15 protein-coding genes are annotated in these 20,681 nt (G+C 34.5%); 4 read left to right on the forward strand and 11 right to left on the reverse strand.

Annotation, left to right across the window (positions count from 1 at the left end; genetic code table 11):
- Nucleotides 1-117: 117 nt before the first annotated feature.
- The 4 genes from nth to TL18_RS06345 form a co-directional block, all read right to left on the reverse strand.
- Nucleotides 118-747 carry an endonuclease III gene (gene nth / locus TL18_RS06330; RefSeq protein WP_369814520.1) on the reverse strand — a complete coding sequence of 210 codons (630 nt, stop codon included), beginning with the start codon at nucleotides 745-747 and terminating at the stop codon, nucleotides 118-120.
- Nucleotides 744-2,063: a 3-phosphoshikimate 1-carboxyvinyltransferase gene (aroA, locus tag TL18_RS06335; protein WP_067043052.1), complete on the reverse strand. Its 1,320-nt coding sequence runs from the start codon at nucleotides 2,061-2,063 to the stop codon at nucleotides 744-746. Before aroA ends, nth begins: the two co-directional genes overlap by 4 nt.
- A gap of 329 nt (nucleotides 2,064-2,392) precedes the next feature.
- On the reverse strand, nucleotides 2,393-5,344 hold the full coding sequence (locus TL18_RS06340; protein ID WP_156064618.1) for a hypothetical protein: 2,952 nt from the start codon (nucleotides 5,342-5,344) through the stop codon (nucleotides 2,393-2,395).
- A gap of 46 nt (nucleotides 5,345-5,390) precedes the next feature.
- Nucleotides 5,391-6,701, reverse strand: coding sequence for a hypothetical protein (locus TL18_RS06345; RefSeq protein ID WP_067043058.1), 1,311 nt, complete (start codon nucleotides 6,699-6,701; stop codon nucleotides 5,391-5,393).
- 494 nt (nucleotides 6,702-7,195) lie between these two features.
- On the opposite strand from TL18_RS06345, the gene TL18_RS11270 reads away from it, so the two are divergent.
- The gene (locus tag TL18_RS11270; protein ID WP_067043060.1) at nucleotides 7,196-7,759 is read left to right on the forward strand and encodes a sugar O-acetyltransferase; all 564 of its coding nucleotides are present in this window, start codon (nucleotides 7,196-7,198) and stop codon (nucleotides 7,757-7,759) included.
- A gap of 62 nt (nucleotides 7,760-7,821) precedes the next feature.
- Here the strand turns inward: TL18_RS11270 and TL18_RS06355 are convergent, their stop codons facing one another.
- On the reverse strand, nucleotides 7,822-10,536 hold the full coding sequence (locus TL18_RS06355; protein WP_067043063.1) for a valine--tRNA ligase: 2,715 nt from the start codon (nucleotides 10,534-10,536) through the stop codon (nucleotides 7,822-7,824).
- A 146-nt stretch (nucleotides 10,537-10,682) separates the two neighbouring features.
- On the opposite strand from TL18_RS06355, the gene TL18_RS06360 reads away from it, so the two are divergent.
- Both TL18_RS06360 and pheT read left to right on the forward strand, forming a co-directional pair.
- Nucleotides 10,683-11,039, forward strand: coding sequence for a hypothetical protein (locus tag TL18_RS06360; RefSeq protein WP_067043066.1), 357 nt, complete (start codon nucleotides 10,683-10,685; stop codon nucleotides 11,037-11,039).
- A gap of 22 nt (nucleotides 11,040-11,061) precedes the next feature.
- Nucleotides 11,062-12,720: a phenylalanine--tRNA ligase subunit beta gene (gene pheT / locus TL18_RS06365; RefSeq protein WP_067043069.1), complete on the forward strand. Its 1,659-nt coding sequence runs from the start codon at nucleotides 11,062-11,064 to the stop codon at nucleotides 12,718-12,720.
- A 158-nt stretch (nucleotides 12,721-12,878) separates the two neighbouring features.
- Here the strand turns inward: pheT and TL18_RS06370 are convergent, their stop codons facing one another.
- Both TL18_RS06370 and TL18_RS06375 read right to left on the reverse strand, forming a co-directional pair.
- Entirely contained in the window at nucleotides 12,879-13,283 is a 405-nt protein-coding gene (locus TL18_RS06370; RefSeq protein WP_067043072.1) for a secondary thiamine-phosphate synthase enzyme YjbQ, read from the reverse strand.
- A gap of 58 nt (nucleotides 13,284-13,341) precedes the next feature.
- A complete protein-coding gene (locus TL18_RS06375; protein ID WP_067043075.1) occupies nucleotides 13,342-15,090 on the reverse strand; it encodes a right-handed parallel beta-helix repeat-containing protein in 1,749 nt (582 codons plus the stop codon).
- A 398-nt stretch (nucleotides 15,091-15,488) separates the two neighbouring features.
- Between TL18_RS06375 and TL18_RS06380 the strand changes: the two genes are divergently transcribed.
- Nucleotides 15,489-18,200, forward strand: a complete 2,712-nt coding sequence (locus tag TL18_RS06380) for a right-handed parallel beta-helix repeat-containing protein (protein ID WP_067043078.1) — start codon at nucleotides 15,489-15,491, stop codon at nucleotides 18,198-18,200.
- Nucleotides 18,201-18,246: 46 nt separating this feature from the next.
- Here the strand turns inward: TL18_RS06380 and TL18_RS06385 are convergent, their stop codons facing one another.
- The 4 genes from TL18_RS06385 to TL18_RS06400 are packed head-to-tail and all read right to left on the reverse strand — an operon-like array spanning nucleotide 18,247 to nucleotide 20,646.
- A complete protein-coding gene (locus TL18_RS06385; RefSeq protein WP_067043081.1) occupies nucleotides 18,247-18,471 on the reverse strand; it encodes a hypothetical protein in 225 nt (74 codons plus the stop codon).
- A gap of 8 nt (nucleotides 18,472-18,479) precedes the next feature.
- Complete coding sequence (rpiA, locus tag TL18_RS06390) at nucleotides 18,480-19,166, reverse strand: ribose-5-phosphate isomerase RpiA (RefSeq protein ID WP_067043083.1); 687 nt, start codon at nucleotides 19,164-19,166, stop codon at nucleotides 18,480-18,482.
- Nucleotides 19,166-19,603: a UPF0179 family protein gene (locus TL18_RS06395; protein WP_067043086.1), complete on the reverse strand. Its 438-nt coding sequence runs from the start codon at nucleotides 19,601-19,603 to the stop codon at nucleotides 19,166-19,168. Before TL18_RS06395 ends, rpiA begins: the two co-directional genes overlap by 1 nt.
- Nucleotides 19,603-20,646 (reverse strand): NAD(P)-dependent glycerol-1-phosphate dehydrogenase, encoded by a 1,044-nt coding sequence (locus tag TL18_RS06400; protein ID WP_067043089.1) that lies wholly within the window; start codon nucleotides 20,644-20,646, stop codon nucleotides 19,603-19,605. Before TL18_RS06400 ends, TL18_RS06395 begins: the two co-directional genes overlap by 1 nt.
- Between the last annotated feature and the right edge of the window lie 35 nt (nucleotides 20,647-20,681).

Consider the following 20,681-nt stretch of genomic DNA (forward strand, 5'->3'; position numbering starts at 1 on the left):
TATGTTTTTAATAGTATATTAAAAAAATTATTCTAAAGTTATATAACAAGTGTTATTATAACTATTGTTATATACGATGTTTTGATTAATAAATGTTTTGGTATGACTAAAAAAATATTAAGGATTATCTTTAAAATAATCGCAAATGTCAGTGCAAGGACAAATTTCACATTGCGGAGAAATCGGTTTACAGATATTTTGCCCAAACTGAACCATCAAATCATTCAATTTAATCCATAAATCCCTTGGAGCAATCTTGGACAATTCAAATTCAGTATCCTCCGGATCTTTGGTATCGACCAAACCCAATCTATTTGAAATTCTGTGCACATGAGTATCAACCGGAATGGCCGGAAGCTCGAAAGCAAAAACCATAACGCAATTCGCTGTTTTTCTGCCAACCCCTGGAAGCTTGACCAATTCCTCAACAGTATCAGGAACTTCCCCACCGTATTCATCGATTAAAATCTGTGAAACTTCAACAATTCTAGCTGCTTTGACATTATAAAAACCAGCAGGACGAATTAACTCTTTTATATCATCGATTGGAGCATCGACAACTTCATAGATGTCCTTATATTTGGAAAATAAATTATTAGTGGCCTGATCTGTATTTTCATCACGAGTTCTTTGAGACAGAATTGTCCTAATTAAAACTTTATAAGGGTCATGGTCCAGAAATGTCCTTATTTCAAAAGTATTTTCCAGTTCTTCAATCAATCTAATTACGCGCTCTTCCTTATTCACTCTACCAACTCCAATTCAAATCCAAGTTCCGCCATCGCTTCAATGAAATCAGGGAATGAAACATCAAACACTTCACCGTTGGTAATTTGGATATCATGCTTCAGTCCAATTAAGGAAAATGCCATAGCCAATCTATGATCGCCATGTGAATCAACAATGCCGGATGTAACTCCTCCTGTTATGCTCATTCCATCTTCTCTTTCAATTAATTTACAGCCTAATTTTTCCAGTTCGCGGCAAGTAGTGTCAATCCTATCAGTTTCTTTTACCCTTGCATGAGCAACACCAGTAATGTTTGTTGTGCCTTCCGCCATAGCAGCCAATACTGCAACGGTAATTAATAAATCAGGAGCATTTGATAAATCAACATCAATAGCCTTTAAATTACCATCTGAAGCAATTTCAACATAGTCTTCACCCCTAACAATGGTCGCTCCCATTTGCTGGAGGATGTCTAAAATAAACTTATCACCTTGCTTTGAATTTCTGAATAAGTTTTTGATTATGGCTTTTCCACCGTTAATAGCTATTAATGCAAGCAGATATGATGCAGATGAATAGTCTCCTTCAACAGTATACTCACAGGCAACATAATCCTGTTTTTTGACTTTGAATTCATCGATTCTGCAGCTTTGGTGTTCCTGATTGCAAGTTTCATGTTTTAAATAGTATCCCTTTAAAACTTTAACGCCGAATTTTCTCATAATATCCAAAGTCATATTAACATAAGGCTTTGATTTAAATTCAGGCAATACATACAAAGTAACACCCTGTTCAGATAATGGTGAAGACAATATGATTGATGAAATGAACTGTGAACTAACATTTCCATAGATATTAGTCTCTCCACCAAAATAACCTGGTTTAATTAGAATTGGTGCTTTTTCATTATTATTCAAGGATTCAGCTTCAACACCCAAAGGCTTTAAAGCATCCATCAATAATCCCATTGGTCTGGTTTGCAGGGATTCATCACCTGTTAGAATAACTTCATTGTCACTTAAAGCCGAAACTGAAGTCATTAGCCTTAAGGTAGTTCCGGAATTTGCCAAATCAATTTGACCTTCACATGAATTATGGAGCTTTCCACCAGTTCCTACAACTTCCAGATAATCATCAGCCCTACTTATTTGAGCGCCTAATTCCTGACAGACCCTAATTGATGCTAAAGTATCCTCCGAATATAACATATCATATAGTTTAGAAGTTCCCTTTGCCAAACTGGCCAAAATAACTGCTCTGTGAGAATAGCTTTTAGAAGGAGGTGCCTTTACTTCACCACCAATTTCTGAAATATTTTTTACCTTAAGAATCATTCTATCATACAAAAAAGATATTAAACTTATCGTTTCTCTCCAAACTTTTCTATAGTAAAGTTTGTTTGGGATAATTAATTAAATTTTTGGAAAGTTGATGAAAGTTTTTTTGGATTGTGCTGAGCTTTGAATAATTCTTTAAAAAAAATCAAAAGGCCCGCAAAAACTAATTTTGGCAGGCACTCTTTACAAAAAAAGATAAAAGATTGAAATTTGAGCAATCACACCACACTGTATACCCTCATGCTGGGGTGCAATCCTCAATCAATATTTGTTTTGGAAAAATTCTTTACAATTTCTCCAAAGTAGGAAAGTGAATTGTCACTTTCCTAATTGGTGAAGTAAAATACTATTCCGACAATAGCACCGGATAATCCTGCACCTAAAACTTCTCCAGTTACATAAGGGTCCAATCCGCTTGTACTGATTTCCACCCATGCATTTTCAGGGCCACCATTTTCTGCTATCCATTGTGCTTCTGCAGCCCATTGTGCACCTACAAATCCTCCGGCAATTCCACCTAATGCTCCTGCTCCTGCAGATCCAAGTACTAAAGTTAATATGGTTTTTGTTCTGTCATAATTGACATCAAAATGTTCGGAAATAATCCATCCTGCACATGCACTACCTAAAAGAGCACCAACTGCACAACCTGCTATACCGCCAGTTATAGGATTAGCAGTTAATACACCAACTAAAGTACCTGTGACAAAACTTGCCACAACACATGTCACTGTAAGTAATGTACCTGCAGCTAAAGACATACTCTGAGTAATGTGTACAAATGCACATTGTGAATCGGAAGTGATTAATTTACCATTATAAATTACTTTACCACCGTCACCGACACAGATGTGATTACCTTCACCATATGCCTCATTATTTGCGAAAAGACAATTCTGTACAGTCAATAATCCTTGGTTAAATATTGCTCCTCCGTTTTTGGCATAGTTGTTTGTAAAAGAACAATTGATACATGTGATTACTCCTGTGTTAAGTATTGCTGCTCCCCAATCCCTCTCGAAGAAATAATCCATTTTGTTCTTGTTGAAGTTTACATGGTCAAGAATACATTGTCCTCCCATATTTTCAATAACTGTATTGAAACCTTCAAAAGTTATATTTTGCGCAGCAAATACATTTTTTTCAGACATTATTATAAATTTTTCATCATCGCTAGAATCAAATGGACCTCTGATTTTTGATCCTGCACCCTCGATATTGAGCACATCAAAGCTTGATAAAGTCAAGTTCCATGCGTTAGGACAATTTATTGTCAGGGATTTTGTAAATATCATATCCAATGCCAAAGTAAAAGAATCTTTTTTCGCCATTGTTTTGGTAAGTGCCGCATCCTCCTTTAAAACATCATAGATTGGAATCAATGTTTTTCCTTTATAAAAGTTTTTCAATAAATTTAAGTAATCAGATCCGTTTGAAACATATGCTTTTTTGGTTATTGTAAATTTGCTTTCATAATCATTATCTTTCAATTTATTGAAAATGGCATTGTAAGAGTAGTTGGAGATGTTGTTGAAATAGTAATTCTGTAAATAACTTATATCATATTCGGCATAATCCCTGATTATGGTAAATATAAAATCTCCGGTATCATTGTAATAGGCGGAATAATATAAAATTTTGTCATTATACTGTATTAATCCGCCGTCAATAATGGAATGATAAATCAATTCGCTGAGTTCAATGCACTCGCCGCCAACGTATATATAATTGACCGGTGAAATATCTTCCATATCAATATCGCAGTTTACACTTCCCTCGTCAAAAAGATTCAATTTTAGATTATAGAATGCAATGTTTTCAAAAGTAAGATCTTTACGCTTATGGTCAACATATATTGCTTCATCATTCCATTTTGAATAACAGTTTATAAATAAAGAGTTGGAAACTTTGTTGTTTTCACCGCTGATAAAGATTGCACCTGCAGCAACTTTCGCAGTGTTGTTTATGAAAGCGCAGTTGTCAATAATTCCGTCATTTCCTTTCCAGGTTATTGCTCCACCGCATGTTACTTGGTTTCCAATGAATGTACAGTTTGCAAGAGTGCCGTTATTTCCAATCCAGTAGACAAAACTTGCACCATAGTTGTCCAAATCATTAAAATCAAAAGTCAGATTGAATACCTTAACATTGTTTCCCTTAACCCAAATCAAAGGAAATCCTGCCGGTACGCTTCCATAAATTTTATGTCCGTTACCATTGATTGTAACATTGTTTGGCATGATTTGATAATAACAGCAATTATAGTCGAAATAATAGTCCCTAGTAAGATTGTAGACATCGCCTTCTTTTAATGTTGTAATGATATTTCGCAATTCATTGTATGATTCCGGCGGAACTATAGGATAAACCACTTTGTTGTCGCTTGTTATTCTGCATGGTCCTTCAACATGAAAATCATTCATATATCCCCTATAGTCTTCAAAAGAACAATTGTATAATGCAAATTCCATTACTTCTCCTTTTTCATCGAAGTTTTTAAAGAAAATTCCATCCAAATAAAATGAAAATGAATCTTTAAAGATACTGTTGCGGATTGTGTTGTTGTATCCGCTGATGAAGATTGAACCTCCACGTGTTGCAGCGTTAAGATTGAAATAGCAGTTATCAATCAGGCCGTTGTTTGCAATCCAGTATAATGCTCCACCGTCCTCACCATTGTTGTCGTCAAATGTGCAATTTGATAGGACACCATTGTCCCCATGCCATTCTATAGGGCTTACCACCCTTGTATAGTCCGCACCATAGTGATTCCAGTAGGAACCTTGGTATTCAAGATTGCATGCTCTAACCTTAACGATGTTCAAATTCATTATTGTCACGTTATTTCCTGTTACATTAAATATTGCAAAGTATCCTCTGTTTTTATTTCCATCTATGGTATGTCCATTACCGTTGATTACAACATTGTCTGCATTGATGTTTATTATACGATTTTTTGACAAGTCTTTGTCGCAATCTTCAATAATGTAGTCCTTTTTGATATCATAAACATCACCAGGTTTTAAGTTTTCAATGTCATGGCACAAATCATTGTAAGTGGCGGGAATAATTTCCGGGCTGAATTCCTCTTCCACAACATTTCCAGTCATATTTACATCATTTTCTAAGTCAGTTTGACTGATTTCCAGTACGACATTTCCAGATGCATCTGCACTGGAATATCCCTCTTCAACATCCAGATTCATTTCAAAATCCCCTGCATCTGCAAGATTGCAAGTCTGGTTCGGATCGCTTGCAAATGCACAGGATGCACACATCAAAAGACATATGCATACTATAAATAAAATAATCGATTTTTTCAAACTAAACATTTTTCAAATCCTCCAAAAGAAATATGATGGCATCCACACTTTCATCGCCGGACAAAATCAATGCAGAATCGTCCGGCAAATTCACTGCTTGGTCATTATAAAAATAATATATTTCACATTCTTTTAGTGAAACGGTTCTTTGTAAAAAAGTAGCTATATTCAATGAGGCATAATTATCTTCGATGATGTGTCTAACAGTCAATGATTCAGGGATTTTACAATCGGTTGAAAAAGAATTATTAAGAGTTATCCAATGAATGGTAGTTTTCACATCAAAGGTTTTCAAGAAATAGTTGATATTGTTGTTAAAAATTAGGATGTTGGCTTTCGCCAATAGGGCTGTATTTTCTCTTTTGATAATTATGTCTGGGTTTGTAAACATATAATATTCTAAATTATAGTCTTTAATATCCAAATCCTGACTGTGTAAACTGTCTATATCCAATCCATTACAATTGCATTGTGAAAGCATGCCGTATTCTGAATTTGCCAAGGCACTGCACAAATCGATGTTTGGATGTGCGGAGTATCCCCTCGTAACATTTACACCCTTCCTTAGATTTGAATTTTGGGTGTGGTTGAAGATTAAAACATCAGTGATGTTTTCCTCTTCATTCTGGAATCTGACTACAGCATCATTAATAACATTGGCTTGAGTATAGAAATCGCATATACATTCAAAATCATCATCAATGTGATTGCCTATGCCCAGTATATTGTCAACACAATCATCTGAATCATGACAATGGCAATTAACCTTTCCACAGCAGCAAAAATCTAATTTTTTTGTTACCTTATTGCATTGGCTAACATTGCAGAATGAACATGTGTCATTTAAACATAAAACATTGACAATATTTGTACCAATCAGGGTTTTTTCATTGTTTGCCATTGCTTGAGAGTCATCAAATGTAAATCCACCCCCCATATCATATTTGTGGATTTTATGATCAGATATTGTCCAATCATTATCCATTTTTATTTTAGAATTATCATTTATTTTAAAATCAGAATTATTCAGTTGGATTTTGTGATTATGATGACTTCCTCTGTCAAAATCATGCTTGCTGGAGTTATGGCTAAAATAAGTTTTGTTTATGTACTGCGAGTTGTGATTTGCAATAACAGAATCTGTCATATTGCATGTGTCTTGATTTGGATTTTCATCTAGTGTTGCATTTGGTAAAATATCTATTACATCATCTGAAACAGCAGGGCTTAAGTTATTTGCTGATTCACTGTCAACATCAGCAGCATAAATGCAGGATGTACAAAGAAATAGACATATGCAAGAAATTAGCAATAATAGATTGAGTTTAGAATTGAATATAAATTTTAAACCTCCAAATAAAACTACTTAATTTTTAATTTAAAAATTCATTTTATTTAAATATTTTTGCATGTAAGGACTTGCATGCATTTTATTTTTTTAAATAAAAAAATATATGAAATATTATGCAAGTATGTGCTTGCTTGCATCGTTATTGGAAAAAATAAGTAATTTAAGAATTTTTAGAAATTTAATTTCTGGTGAAAATTTGCAATGCCTCCAACTTAATTTTTATCATATTATGTTCCATCTAAAATTGCCATGATAATTTGTGCCTTATTTAATTATCGCCAGATTCATACATTTTGCATTAAGTTTAACAATTTTACAATTGCAAAATACAAAAAATAGATTATTTTTCGCTTTTTGAACCTCTCCGGATTAAGCCTGAGCATAATGTTAAAGTGCAGGCTGATTCATTCTAACTATTGATAAATATAGATATGATAAATAATATAGATACCTATATGAAAGAAATTGACAAACTGAAAGCAGGACTTGAATACTGCTACGATGATGAAGAGGTAGATGCAATCAAACAGAATGCAATAAAAAACTGCAGAATCTACAACTCAATTGATGACGGCGACAGGCAGAAGCAATATGACTTTTTATGTGAAATGCTCGGTTCTGTCGGTGACGACGTTTGGATAGCTAAGACATTCAGCTGCGATAATGGAAAAAACATATTCATCGGCAATAATTTTAGTGGAAACTTCAATCTAACCATTTTGGATGTTAAAGAGGTTTATATCGGGAACAATGTGATGATTGGGCCAAATTCTACAATAACTACAGTTGGCCACCCAATTACACCGAAGGGCCGCAGGGATCATTTGGCACAAGGCAGTGAAATCAGAATCGGAGATGATGTATGGCTTGGAGCAAATGTAACCGTTCTTCCGGGAGTTACAATCGGGAACAATGTCGTTGTCGGTGCCGGAGCGGTCGTCAACAAGGACATTCCTGACAATTCTCTGGCGGTAGGCGTTCCTGCAAAAGTTATTAAAGAAATTGAAAATGATTTATAAGCAAAATATTAACAAATTATATTTCAACAAATTTGTGTTATAAAAAAAGATTTGAGAAGTAATTATCTAATTACTTCAACAATCATATCTAAGTTTTCGGATTGGAGGATATCCACTTTCTTACCGGATGCTCCAACAATCTCTTTTTTGATATTTAACATATCTTCAGGCACTACAATATCACCGACTGTAAGTTCATGGTTTTCCTCTAAAACAGAACCGATTTCGTCAATGTCAGTTGATTTTAAGTAACCAATGATTTTGCCAGCATCCTTTTTGAATGTTGGTCCAATTTGGGACATGTCCGGTTCAACTTCAATGATTTTTTCATGAACTTCAGGTTTTCCTTGGCTAATTGCCAAGTCTTTGATTTTTAAAGTACCCTCAATGTCGTCTCCAAATTCTTTGAAGATTTCAACCAATGAATCATCGGAAGTATAAACGTTTACTTCAGCTAATTCCGCATTCAATGGGATTTTAGAAGCGGATTTGAATCTTCTTACTTCATCGATTAATTCAACAGTTGTTTCTCCTTTGGTTTCCATTTCTTCACTGATTAATTCTTCATAAACTTCAGGCCATGAAGTTGTGTGAATTGATTCATCGGAGAAGTATTGGTAAACTTCTTCTGTAAAGAATGGTGCGATTGGAGCCAATAATTTAAGAGAAGTTTCAACAACTGTTCTTAAAGTGTATTTTGCAGCACGCCTTGATTCATCGGACACGTCTGTGTATAATCTGTATTTTACTGCTTCAATGTATTCGTCACAGAAGTCATGCCAGAAGAACCTTTCAATTGATGTAATTGTTTCTGCAAAGTTGTAGTCTGCAAATGCCTGGTCAACTGTTTTGTTCAAGTTGTTGAGTTTTGATAAGATCCATAAGTCAATTGGTCCTAAATTATCTTTAACGTCTTCATATGACACTTCTTCATCAAAAATCTGCATGCTGATAAATCTGAAAGCATTCCAGAATTTTCTTAAGAAACGGAATCCATGCTTGATGTCTTTCCAGTCAAATATTACATCTGATCCAGGTACACTGTTAGCCGCCCAGGTTCTTAAAGGGTCTGCACCATATTTTTCAATAACCTCTTCAGGGCCAACCACAAACTCAGGTCTTGATTTACTCATTTTATTTCCATCTTCACCGAATACCATACCATTGATTACAATGTCATCGAACGGTTTTTGTCCGGTTAATGCTATGCATCTAAGGGTGGTGTAGAATGCCCATGTACGGATGATGTCGTGTCCTTGTGGACGGAGATTTGATGGAAAATGATTAACATAATCTTCATCAGGCCATCCTGCAATGGATAACGGTGAAATTGATGAATCCATCCAAGTATCAAGAACATCTTCTTCAGGTATAAACTCTTCACAACCGCATTCACATGCGTGTTTTGGCTTATCTACTGTTGGATCGATTGGCAAATCTTCAACTTCAGGTAAAATTACCTTTCCACAGTCTTTACAGTACCATACTGGAATTGGGGTTGCAAATATTCTTTGCCTTGAGATACACCAGTCCCATTCCATTGAATCTGCCCAGTTGAGCATACGGGATTTCATGTGGTCAGGAACCCATTTCATTTCATCTGCCGCTACTTTGGTTTTTTCGATTAAGTCACGAACAGCTACAAACCATTGCTTTTTAACAAGAATTTCAATAGGGGTTTTACATCTCCAACATTGCCCTACATTTTGATCCACTTCTTCCTGTTTTAATAAGTAACCTTCAGCATCCAAGTCTTCGATGGTTTGTTTTTTACAGCTTTGCAAGTCCATTCCTTCATATCTTCCGGCAGCTGCGGTTAATGTACCGGTTTCATCAATTGCATTAATGATTTCCAAATCATATTTTTGAACCCAGCTTACGTCAGTCTTATCCCCGAAAGTACAAATCATTACTGCACCTGTACCGAATTCAGGATCTACCTCTTCATCTGCAATAATTTTTACTTTTTGATGTGAAAGAGGAACTTCAACGTATTTTCCTAAAAGGTGAGTGTATCTTTCATCTTCAGGGTGGATTACAACCGCTACACATGCAGACATCAATTCCGGACGGGTAGTTGCAATCAAAATACCTTCGGTTTTTGGGTCAGCTTGTTTTCCTGATGCCTGTGAAGACACTATATCATCATAAGAATCTTCAGTAGCAGGCGGGAAGTTAACATAGTTTAAAAATGTGGTATTGTCGCCGTATTCAACTTCTGCAAAAGCAATAGCTGTCTGACAACGAGGACACCAGTTTACAGGGTGAATACCCTGATAAATCAATCCTTCATCATACATTTTTAAAAATGAATATTGTGTTCTTTTCATGTACTCTGGAGTCATTGTTACGAACTCGCGAGTCCAATCCTGTGAATAACCCATTGCTCTCATATCTGATTTCATGCTTGCAATGTTTTTAGTGGTTAAGTCAATACAATATTGTCTGAATTGAGCTCTTGAAACATCATTTTTATTAATATTATAAGTTTCTTCAACTTTCACTTCAGTTGGAAGACCGTGGCAGTCCCATCCCTGTGGGAATAAGACATCAAATCCTTTTTGTCTTCTGTATCTTGCGTCCATATCCATATAAACCCAATTTAGAACATGCCCTAAATGAATTGCTCCTGTTGGGTATGGTGGGGGAGTGTCGATTACATATCTAGGACGAGATCCATCTCCAATGTATTTGTAGATGTTTTCATCTTCCCATTTTTTCTCCCATGCTTTTTCTTTTTTAAAGTCATAGTCTTTAGGAATCTCTTCGTTTGACATAAATTTTCTCCTAATAAGTATAGATAAAAATAATATTATTAGATATGTAGTTTATTATTTAAAAATATTAAGTAAGATAGTTAACTATATTATATAAAAAAATTAAATTATTAATATTATCAAATAAAAAAAAGGACTGTTAGATTATGCATTTATTATGGTTTTATGTTGCTATTGTATTAGCTCTCAGCGATGTATTGCACACAACATTAATGTGGAAGGTTTTCAACAACTTTTACATATTGCTAGGAGGTTTAATAGACCAGACAACACATTCAACCTGGCAAACTTGGGTAATACATGAAATAATGGAAGCAGGATTCCATTTCATAATCCTATCAATAGTGTTCCTATCACCGACTGTAGGAATTTTAGCAGCCCTCATTCATTTTGTAATAGATGTAACCCATACCGTTTTCATACGCGATATGGGCATATTAGAACATAGAGCACTTCACTTTGTTTGTGAATCTCTATTTTTCATTATACTTTTCGGATTCTAAAAATAATTAATGGAGTTATTAAATGCCAGTTATTACATTCAAATATCAAGATTTAAAAGATTTAGGAATAGATATGGAAAAAGACGAATTGATAGACACATTGCCTATGATGTCAAGTGATATTGAAGACTATGATGATGAGGAAATCAAAGTCGAATTCTTCCCTAACAGACCTGACAATCTATCTGTGGAAGGAGTAGCTAGATCTTTTAAAGGATTTATCGGCCAGGAAATCGGTTTTCCAGACTATGAAGTTGAAGAATCTGGAGAATATGTTACTGTTGATGAAGACGTGGCAAATATCAGACCTTACATTGGTTTTGCTAAAATTGATAATGTTGATTTTACTGGTGACAAACTCAAATACGTTATGGACTTCCAGGAAAACCTCCACTGGGTAATTGGAAGGGACAGAAAAAAAGTGGCTATCGGTATTCACAATGCAGATGTCGTGAACGGTCCGTTTAAGTACATTGCAACTCCAAAAGATGAAAATGCGTTTGTTCCTTTAGAAAAAGATAGTGAAATGACTCCAGATGAAATACTAACCGAACATGACAAAGGTAAAGATTATGCTCATTTAATCCAGGATTTCGATAAGTATCCATTGATTTTAGATAAGGATGATAATGTCCTATCCATGCCTCCAATCATCAACGGAGAGTTGACCAAACTTAAGGAAGATACAAAAAACATTATCGTTGACGTGACTGGAACTGATGAAAGGGCAGTTAACCAGGCATTGAACATTATCTGCTCCTCTTTTGCAGAAGTCGGAGGCCAAATAAAATCCATGGAAGTCAGATATGCTGATAAAACCATTGTCAGTCCTGATTTAACTCCACAGGAAATGAACGTTCATGTTGATACAGCTAACGAATTGATTGGTGGAACCAACCTCACTGCAGAAGACATTAAAGGATTATTGCTAAAAGCTCGTTTTGACGCAGAAATCATTGATGATAATGAAGTCAAAGCCATTATTCCTGCCTACAGAGTAGATATCCTACATGAAGTCGATATCGTTGAAAACATTGCAGTGCAATACCACATCAATGATGTCGTTGCGAAATTGCCAGACATCAATACTGTAGCTTATGAAAACAACTGGTTTAAAGCTGAAAGCACTATCCGTGAAGTAATGATTGCGCTTGGATTCCAGGAAGTAATGAGTCTGATGCTTACAAACGAAGAGGCACATTACACAAAAATGAATCAACCCGAAGAACCGCACGTTCAGGTTGCAAGGCCGATTACCATTGACAGAACCATGATCAGAACCAGCCTTATCAACAGCCTGATGGAATTTTTAGAAGACAACAAACATGAAGATTTGCCGCAAAAGATATTTGAAATCGGAGATGTATTATACTTGGATGAAACCAAAGAGAATAAAACTGTCGCTTCTAAAAAACTAGCTGGCTTGATTTGCCATTCAACTGCAAACTTTACTGAAATCAAATCTGTTGTAAGCAGTGTTTTATCAAACTTGGGCTATTCAATGGAAATATCTGACAGCGAAAACAAAACCTTCATCGAAGGAAGGGCAGCAGATGTTACCGGCGAAGCTTTAAACGGTACAATCAAAGGATTCTTTGGTGAAGTATCACCAGAGGTTATCACAAACTTCACTTTGGAATACCCTGTAATCGCATTTGAAATTGAGTTCAATAATAACTGAACTCCCCAATTCTTTTTTTAATACCACAATCTCCTCATGTCAACTTCAATCTGGGAGTAATTGCTCACCTGTGGTGAAACATCATAATTATTGAAAACAAGTATGAAAATTAATAGGATAATTATAATTGCTATTAAAATTATTGTCCATTTTTTCAATTATTCACCAACCATTGTCAAAGTTACTGTTCTGTTGCTTCTTGGTCCATCTAATTCTATGAAAAAAACGGATTGCCATTTGCCTAAATCCAATTTCTTATTTTTAATAGGCAGACATTCACTTGAAGAAAGCAAAAATGACTTCAGATGTGATCTTGCATTATCATCAATCCTGTCATGCTGATAGCTGAATTTATCTGAAACCACCTTATTTAACATGAATTCCAAATCAGCCAATAATCCTTTTTCATTTTCATTGACGACAATAGCTGAGGTAGAATGTCTGGAAAAAATAGAGATGATTCCCTCTTCAATATCAATTAATTCATTAATCTGGGAAGTGATATCTACAATTTCGAAACTTTTATGCGTATTGATTTTTAAAGAATTAGATTTAATTGTCATTGATAATTAATTTGTAAATACTGCTTAATAAAAATAAAAGAAAAAAGAAATGAAAATTTTAGTATTCATCCCTTTTACGCCAGTATCCATAGATTAACATTGCCATTATGACAACAATGCTTAATACTACAAGACCTGATGTATCATTAATTTTTTTTGAAATTTTGCTTGGAGGAACAACTTCATATGCTTTTCCTTCTTGGGATGCTTCACCCACACTGGAATCACCAGCATTAATGTTACCGTTAGTTAATGCACTTTCACCATTATCTGATGAGTCTTGAAGCTCACCAGAAGCATTTCTACCATAAACTTTAGTACTGTTTGAATTTGCGAAATGGGCACTGGTGGAAGTTCCATTTTGTGAAATATTGCTGCCTTTTGATGTTCCGTTACTGTTTGAGTTTGCGGATTCATTCGCCTTAGATCCATCCATGCCATGTTTTCCATCAGGAATGACAGATGTTTGCGAATCCTGATTTGTACCTTTTTCACCGGATGCTGTTTTATATGTGTATTTAACTGGCTCTCCGCCAACCATTACTTCAATATCATATTCCTTATCATCATCCAGATTTGCATCAATGGTAGCTTTACCATTTACAAATCTTGCAGTATACTGATTTCCATCAACATTTACAGTAGTGTCAAAGGTTCCAAATTCATTTACGGGGTTTCCGTTTGTATCATACATCTGAAGACCAATACCATTTTTAACGGAGAAAGTTCCCATTTTCATGATTCCGGCAATAAGCATTGGGCAAACAAAGGTATTCTCATCATCAGTTGAATCAAACCAATTATCACCTAGCTTAAATACAGGTAAGTCCGGATTATTCTTTGCCTGATAACCTTCATTATGAGCCAATACATTATATTTAACTTCCAATCTTGAAGGATTTCCTTCTTTAGCAGTTTTAAAGTCTTCACCAAATAATAAACCATTACCTGATTCAAATGCTCCCAATTCATAATCAGTATAACGACGATTATAATTGAATGTATTTGCATTTATGACATCATCTGTTGATATGGAATTGATATAAATTCCATTAGGATTTTCAAAAGCCTGATTATGCTTTATAATATTTCCTTGAGATATATTGAACAACGAGATTCCATTGAATTTATTGTGATGAACAGTATTATTGGTTATATTGCAGTAATATATATCAGAAGTTTCAATACCTGACCTTCCAGTATTGAAAACCTCATTTTCTGAAATTAATGAATTTTTTACATTTTGTAATTGGATTCCATTAACGTTGGCAGCGGAAATATTATTGTTTGAAATATCGATTCCACCAGCATTTTTAACCAAAATGCTATTATCTCCACCATCAATAATGTTATTTTTAATTGTTGTATTGTCTGATGAATCTACAATAATCCCATAATCACTATTGGAAGCAATGATTTTAATGCCTGTTAAAACGCTTCCGCCACTATTTGGAGTAAAGTAAAATCCGAAAGTATCAGTTATTCCCAAACTTCTAGCTTTATCAGTTAACTGATTTGATGTATGAACTACAGAATTCTGTTTAGAGACAATATTTAACTTTTTATCCACAACCAAGGAAACACCATCATATTTCTTGTCTGTGAATTCAAATGTATCTCCATCAATAGCATTATCAAACATGAACTGAACATTCTCATTTGTTAAATCAGAAGTTATCTGATAAACGGTATTATCATATGAAGTAACAATTCCATTTGCTTGAGATTCATCAGCTGCGCTAACTGCCGAAACCAGGAATAAACTGATTAAACATATGAACAAAATATTAATAATTTTTTTATTCATATAACCTCTCCTAAATGCATTATAATCAATACCTTGAATTTAATCAATTTCATAAGAAAATGCAATGTGAAATCATGAAAATATTGATAAAATTTCATTGATATTTCGTAATAAAAATATTACATAATCACATCGAAAGAAATTAATTGTAATATTGATTATACAATTAATAATTAATTTAAATTAATATATAAAGTTTATTAAAATATATTAAAAAAGAAACAGTTTCCTACTTTTAATTACTATAAAAATATTAATAACAATGTTATATCAGAAAATCAAGACATTTTAATTTAAATATGATGAAAAACACAATATAAACTGTATTGCTTATCGATATTTCATAAGCATTATGATTAAAAAAAAGTTATTTTGAAATTAAAAAAATGAGTGATAAAATGAATAAAAAGAGCTTAATAATAGCTATTTTATTAGTTTTTGTTGTAATAGTAAGTTCTAGTGCGGTTTTCGCCGAAGAATCAACAAATAATAATCCATTACAAGAAGGCAATGATATAGCAACAATAAGTCAGACAAACGATGATACACTATCATCACAACAGACCATAAGAGTTGGATCAACAAGTGATGAAATCCAAGCGGTAATTGATGGTCTGTCCGATGGAGACACATTAAACTTCGAAAATGGAAAATATAGAAATGTATGTATTTATGTTAACAAAAGCATTACAATAAACGGAAATGGTGCAACAATAGTCGGTTACGATACACCCTCTAAAAATACCACTCCTGAAATAATCTACAAGCCAACAAGTGAAGGTGGATATGCAATAGGTAACCTCGCTACATTTTATATCGTAAAAGCTGATGGAGTCACAATCAACGGTTTAAACATAGTTGGTGGTGCACACAGCGGTAGCGAAACTGCAGGACCTGCCTATTCCAATGCTGTAGTTTATGCAATGAATGCAAATAACTTGAATATAACCAATTGTGTAATCAGAGGTTCATCCTGGGGATTATATTTACAATACTGTGCAAATGGAACAATAATAAAAAATACAATTAGAGATCAGGCTGTAACAGGTATTTTAAACTTTGGTTCAGCAAATACAAACATAAGAGAAAATACAGTAAGGAACGCTAAAAATCATGGTATTGATGTAAGACACGGAACCGGACCGAATGTTAAAGTCGTAGGAAATAAAATTATTGGTTCCAAAGAAGGTATCTATTTAATGCATTCAAAAGGACACATGGCATCCTATAACACCATGATTAACTGTAGTTTAAGTGCAATTAGCTGTTATGGATCTTCTGACATAAAACTATACAAAAATAAAATGAAAAAATCAAGAATTGGAATTTTACTTGGTGGAGGATACTCCAACATCATTGTTAAAGAAAATACTTATGATTTAGATAATTTACCATTCCCTCCAACATTCGTATACTATGTTGCGGAAGCTAAAAGTGATTATCAAAGTGCAGAAGACATAATGGGTACTCACAGTGACAGTTCCTCAAACTCACCAAACTATGTCCCATATGAAGAGATTGAAACTCCTGCAGACATCAATATTAACTACAATCAAATCATGAAGAAAACCGGAACCAAATATGCAGTTTACAAAGGATGGACTAACGAACAAATCCAAAACTTAATCAACACAATGGAAGACGGTGACTCAATTACATTCTCTAAAAACGCAGTATTTAATGACATCTGTCTTTACATTGACAAAAACATTAAAGTTTTCGGAAACAATGCAACCATCATTGGATGCAAAAACATTGATTTCTCAAACAATAGCGCTTACTTAGATAATGTGCCTGAAAAAATCAAAAATTCAACTGCTGATGGTGGATATGCAGTAGCTTATAACTCTGTATTATATGTGATGAATACCAGCTCTGCTGTAATTAGCGGTTTTAACATTAAAGCACAATATCCATCATATAATCCAAACGACGTTGGGGCAATGACCAATGAATATAAAACTTGTGGAATCTATGCTGGTTCAAATAACAATTTAATAATAACCGGCTGTGACATTTCCGGTGCATCATGGGGTATCTTCCAACAATCCTCAAAAGACAGCATCATAAGTAGAAACAATATTCATGACATTTATACCAGCGGAATAATGAACTTCGGTTCTGCAAATGCAGTTATTACTGAAAACACAATTACTGATGCTTTAAACCATGGTATTGATGTAAGACACGGAACCGGACCAAATGCAATAATCTTCAACAACACCATTTCTGGAGCAAAAGAAGGAATTTATTTGATGCACTCCAAAGGACACCTTGCATACAATAACACAATCCTCAACTGTAAAATTAGTGGAATTACTGCATATGGATCTGGAAACGAAGCAATTTTCAACAACACCATTGCAGGAAGCAGAATTGGTATTTTACTTGGAGGAAACTACTATAATGTAACTATTGGTGAAAATAAATATAATTTAGACTTTTTACCATTCCCACCAACATTTGTAACCTATTTAGCAAAAGCTGAACAAAAATATCAATCTGTAGATAATGTTCAAAGAGTATACTCTGATAAAACTGCAACCAAAATAGTATCCGTTGACAAAACCGTATACCTACAAAAAATAGCTAACGGATTAACCTACAATTTAATCTTAAGAGATGCAAAAAACAATCCTTTAGCAAACAAAGAAGTAACAGTTAACTTCGATGGTGTAGATCAAACCGTTAAAACAAGTGCAACTGGAGCTGCAAGCGTTAAATTAACTTCCAAAACAACTGGAATCAAGCAAGTAACAATTACATTTGCTGGTGATGACGAATATAGTCCAATTACTAAAGTTACTAATATCACAATCACCCAAGAAGCATCTGTTTTAACAGCTCCTGGAAAAACTTACACTATTGCAGAAACACCTAAAACCTACAGCGTTACTTTAAAATCCGCTTCAGGAAAAGCTCTTGCTAAAACAACCATTAAACTGAAAATAAATGGTAAAACATATAGTGCAGTAGCTGATTCCAAAGGTGTAGCTAACTTTGAACTACCATTAACAAGTCCTGGAAATTATGAAGCAGTTTTAACTTATGCTGGAAGTAGATACTTTGCAGGTACAAACGCAACTGCTACAATAATAGTAAAAAATTAAGAGATTAAATAATCTCTTTTATTTTCTTTTTTTAAAAAAATTAAAATCAGTAATATTTCTTTTTATGGTCATATGCAAAATAAATAATTGCTATTCCAATTAAAATCAGAACAATTTGCGGAAATATTACAAATACAATAGCTGGAATAACATGCAATTCAGCAAGCAACCATAAAACACCATAAATTATAATCAACGCTCCAAATATGAAAGCGATTTTATAACCCAAATCCTTTAAATCATAAAAGGGCATGCCACCCGGAATCGGCATATTATCACCTATAACTCTTTAGTGCCTTCAGGAGTTCCGACAATGACTTTATCAACCATTTGTGAGAAGATTCCGTTTTCTACAACACCTGGAATTGTATTTAAATCTATTTCCAAATGTTGCGGTGATTCTATTTTATCAAATTTGGCATCAATCACGAAATTGCCGTTGTCAGTGATTACAGGACCATCCTTTCTTTGCGCCATTCTTATTTCGCATTCAGCACCCATATCCTCTAACTCTTTGATGACCATGCGGGATGCATCAGGCAAAACTTCAACAGGCACTGGAAAATTGCCTAACTCTTCGACAACTTTTGATTCATCTACAATGACAATGAATTCCTTTGCTGCATAATCGACAATTTTCTCTTTGGTGTGAGCTGCCCCTCCACCTTTGATTAAATTAAACTCAGCATCGACCTCATCAGCACCGTCAACTGACAGGTCAATGTCGTTTTCTTCCAAAGTGGTGAGAGGAATATCCCACTGTTTAGCAATTAATAATGATTGGAATGATGTTGGAATACCTTTTACACTAATTCCCTCATCTTTGATTCTCATACCGACTTTTTCAATGAAATAATGGGTTGTTGAACCTGTACCAAGTCCTAAAACCATTCCATCATTTACATATTCTGCAGCTTTATAGCCTGCATTCTTTTTGCTAGAATCATTGCTACTTGCATTTTTCATCATATCACAAATCCCAAAGTAAGTCTATTAAGTTTGTAACCTTTTTTACATTCATCTTTATGTTTTCCCTCATTTTTCAAGACAATGCACTTATCATTTTCCTGCAAGCCTTCCGGGAAACAATCATCATGAAAATCACAGTTTTCATCACAATCAGGAGCATTATATGTAAATGTTGATCCTTCAAAAATACTTTTTGAATCTGTTAACAATGTAATTTTTGCTCTATCAACTTCAACAGGGACAACTGCGCCCTCTGCATGTATTGGACATTTCTGTTCATTATCTTTTACATCAACAATAACATATTTTCTATTCTTTTCTAAATTGCCAACACATGATGATTTAAATCTACAGTTTTCACAGTCTTCAGCAGGCCCTAGAAAAACAAATTCCTGGCCTTCTTTTGCCAAATCTTTACCAATTAATGTAATCATTAAATCACCTCTGTTTTATAAGCTAATTCATAAGCTGCTTCACGAGAAATACCATTATCCCCCAAAATTGTGTATCTGTTAGGTCGAATCTTATGAGCCATGACCAATGCTTCAATAATATCATCATCACTGATGCCGACTTCAGCAGCTGTTGTTGGTGCTTGCACTGCCTTTAAAGCGCCTTGAATTGCTTTCCAATCCCCACCATGCAGATACATCATCATTATTGTACCGATACCACATTGTTCACCGTGCAATGCCGGCTTATCAAGTATCTTGTCCAAAGCATGGGAGAATAAATGTTCTGAACCGCTTGCCGGACGTGAAGAACCTGCAATGCTGATTGCCATTCCGCCGCTGAATAGTGACTTCATAACAATGCGGGCGCTTGGCTCAAGATTAGGTTTGATATTGGCAATATTATCGGTAATCAAATGAGCAGACATTATGGATAATGCCGCAGCTGATTCACTGAAGGATTCGTTTTTTAAACGATGAGCCAATTCCCAATCCTTAATAGCTGTGAAATTAGCCATCAAATCAGCACAACCCGCTGCAAGCAATCTGAATGGAGATTGTGCAAGGACTTCTGAATCTGCAATAACCGCTATCGGAGAGTGTGCAGTGACGGATATTGAAGTATTAGGATTTTTTATTGATGCCATAGGAGATACAATACCGTCATGTGAAGCAGTTGTTGGCATGGATATGAAGTATACGTCTTGATTGAATGATGACAATTTAGCCACATCGATAACTTTTCCTCCGCCGACACCCAAAACTGTGGTATCTGGAGTAATCAGTTCTTCAACTTCAGAAATTGATTCTTCTGAAGCATTTTCAACTTTTATTACATCATAATCGAGATTACTCTTCTCTAAGCTTTCTATTACTGGTTTGGCACCTACCTCAAACGTATGTGAACCGGTAACGATTAAAAACTTTTTATCTAAATGCAAAGATTTACATATTTCGGCAGTATTGTGTATAATACCGGGGTCAATGTAAACTTCACGAGGCATTTGTATTTTCCTATTACTCATAATATCCCCTAAAATTAAATTATACATTAATATAT

It is taken from the genome of Methanobrevibacter sp. YE315, from assembly GCF_001548675.1.
In the GTDB taxonomy this organism is placed as follows: Archaea; Methanobacteriota; Methanobacteria; order Methanobacteriales; family Methanobacteriaceae; genus Methanocatella.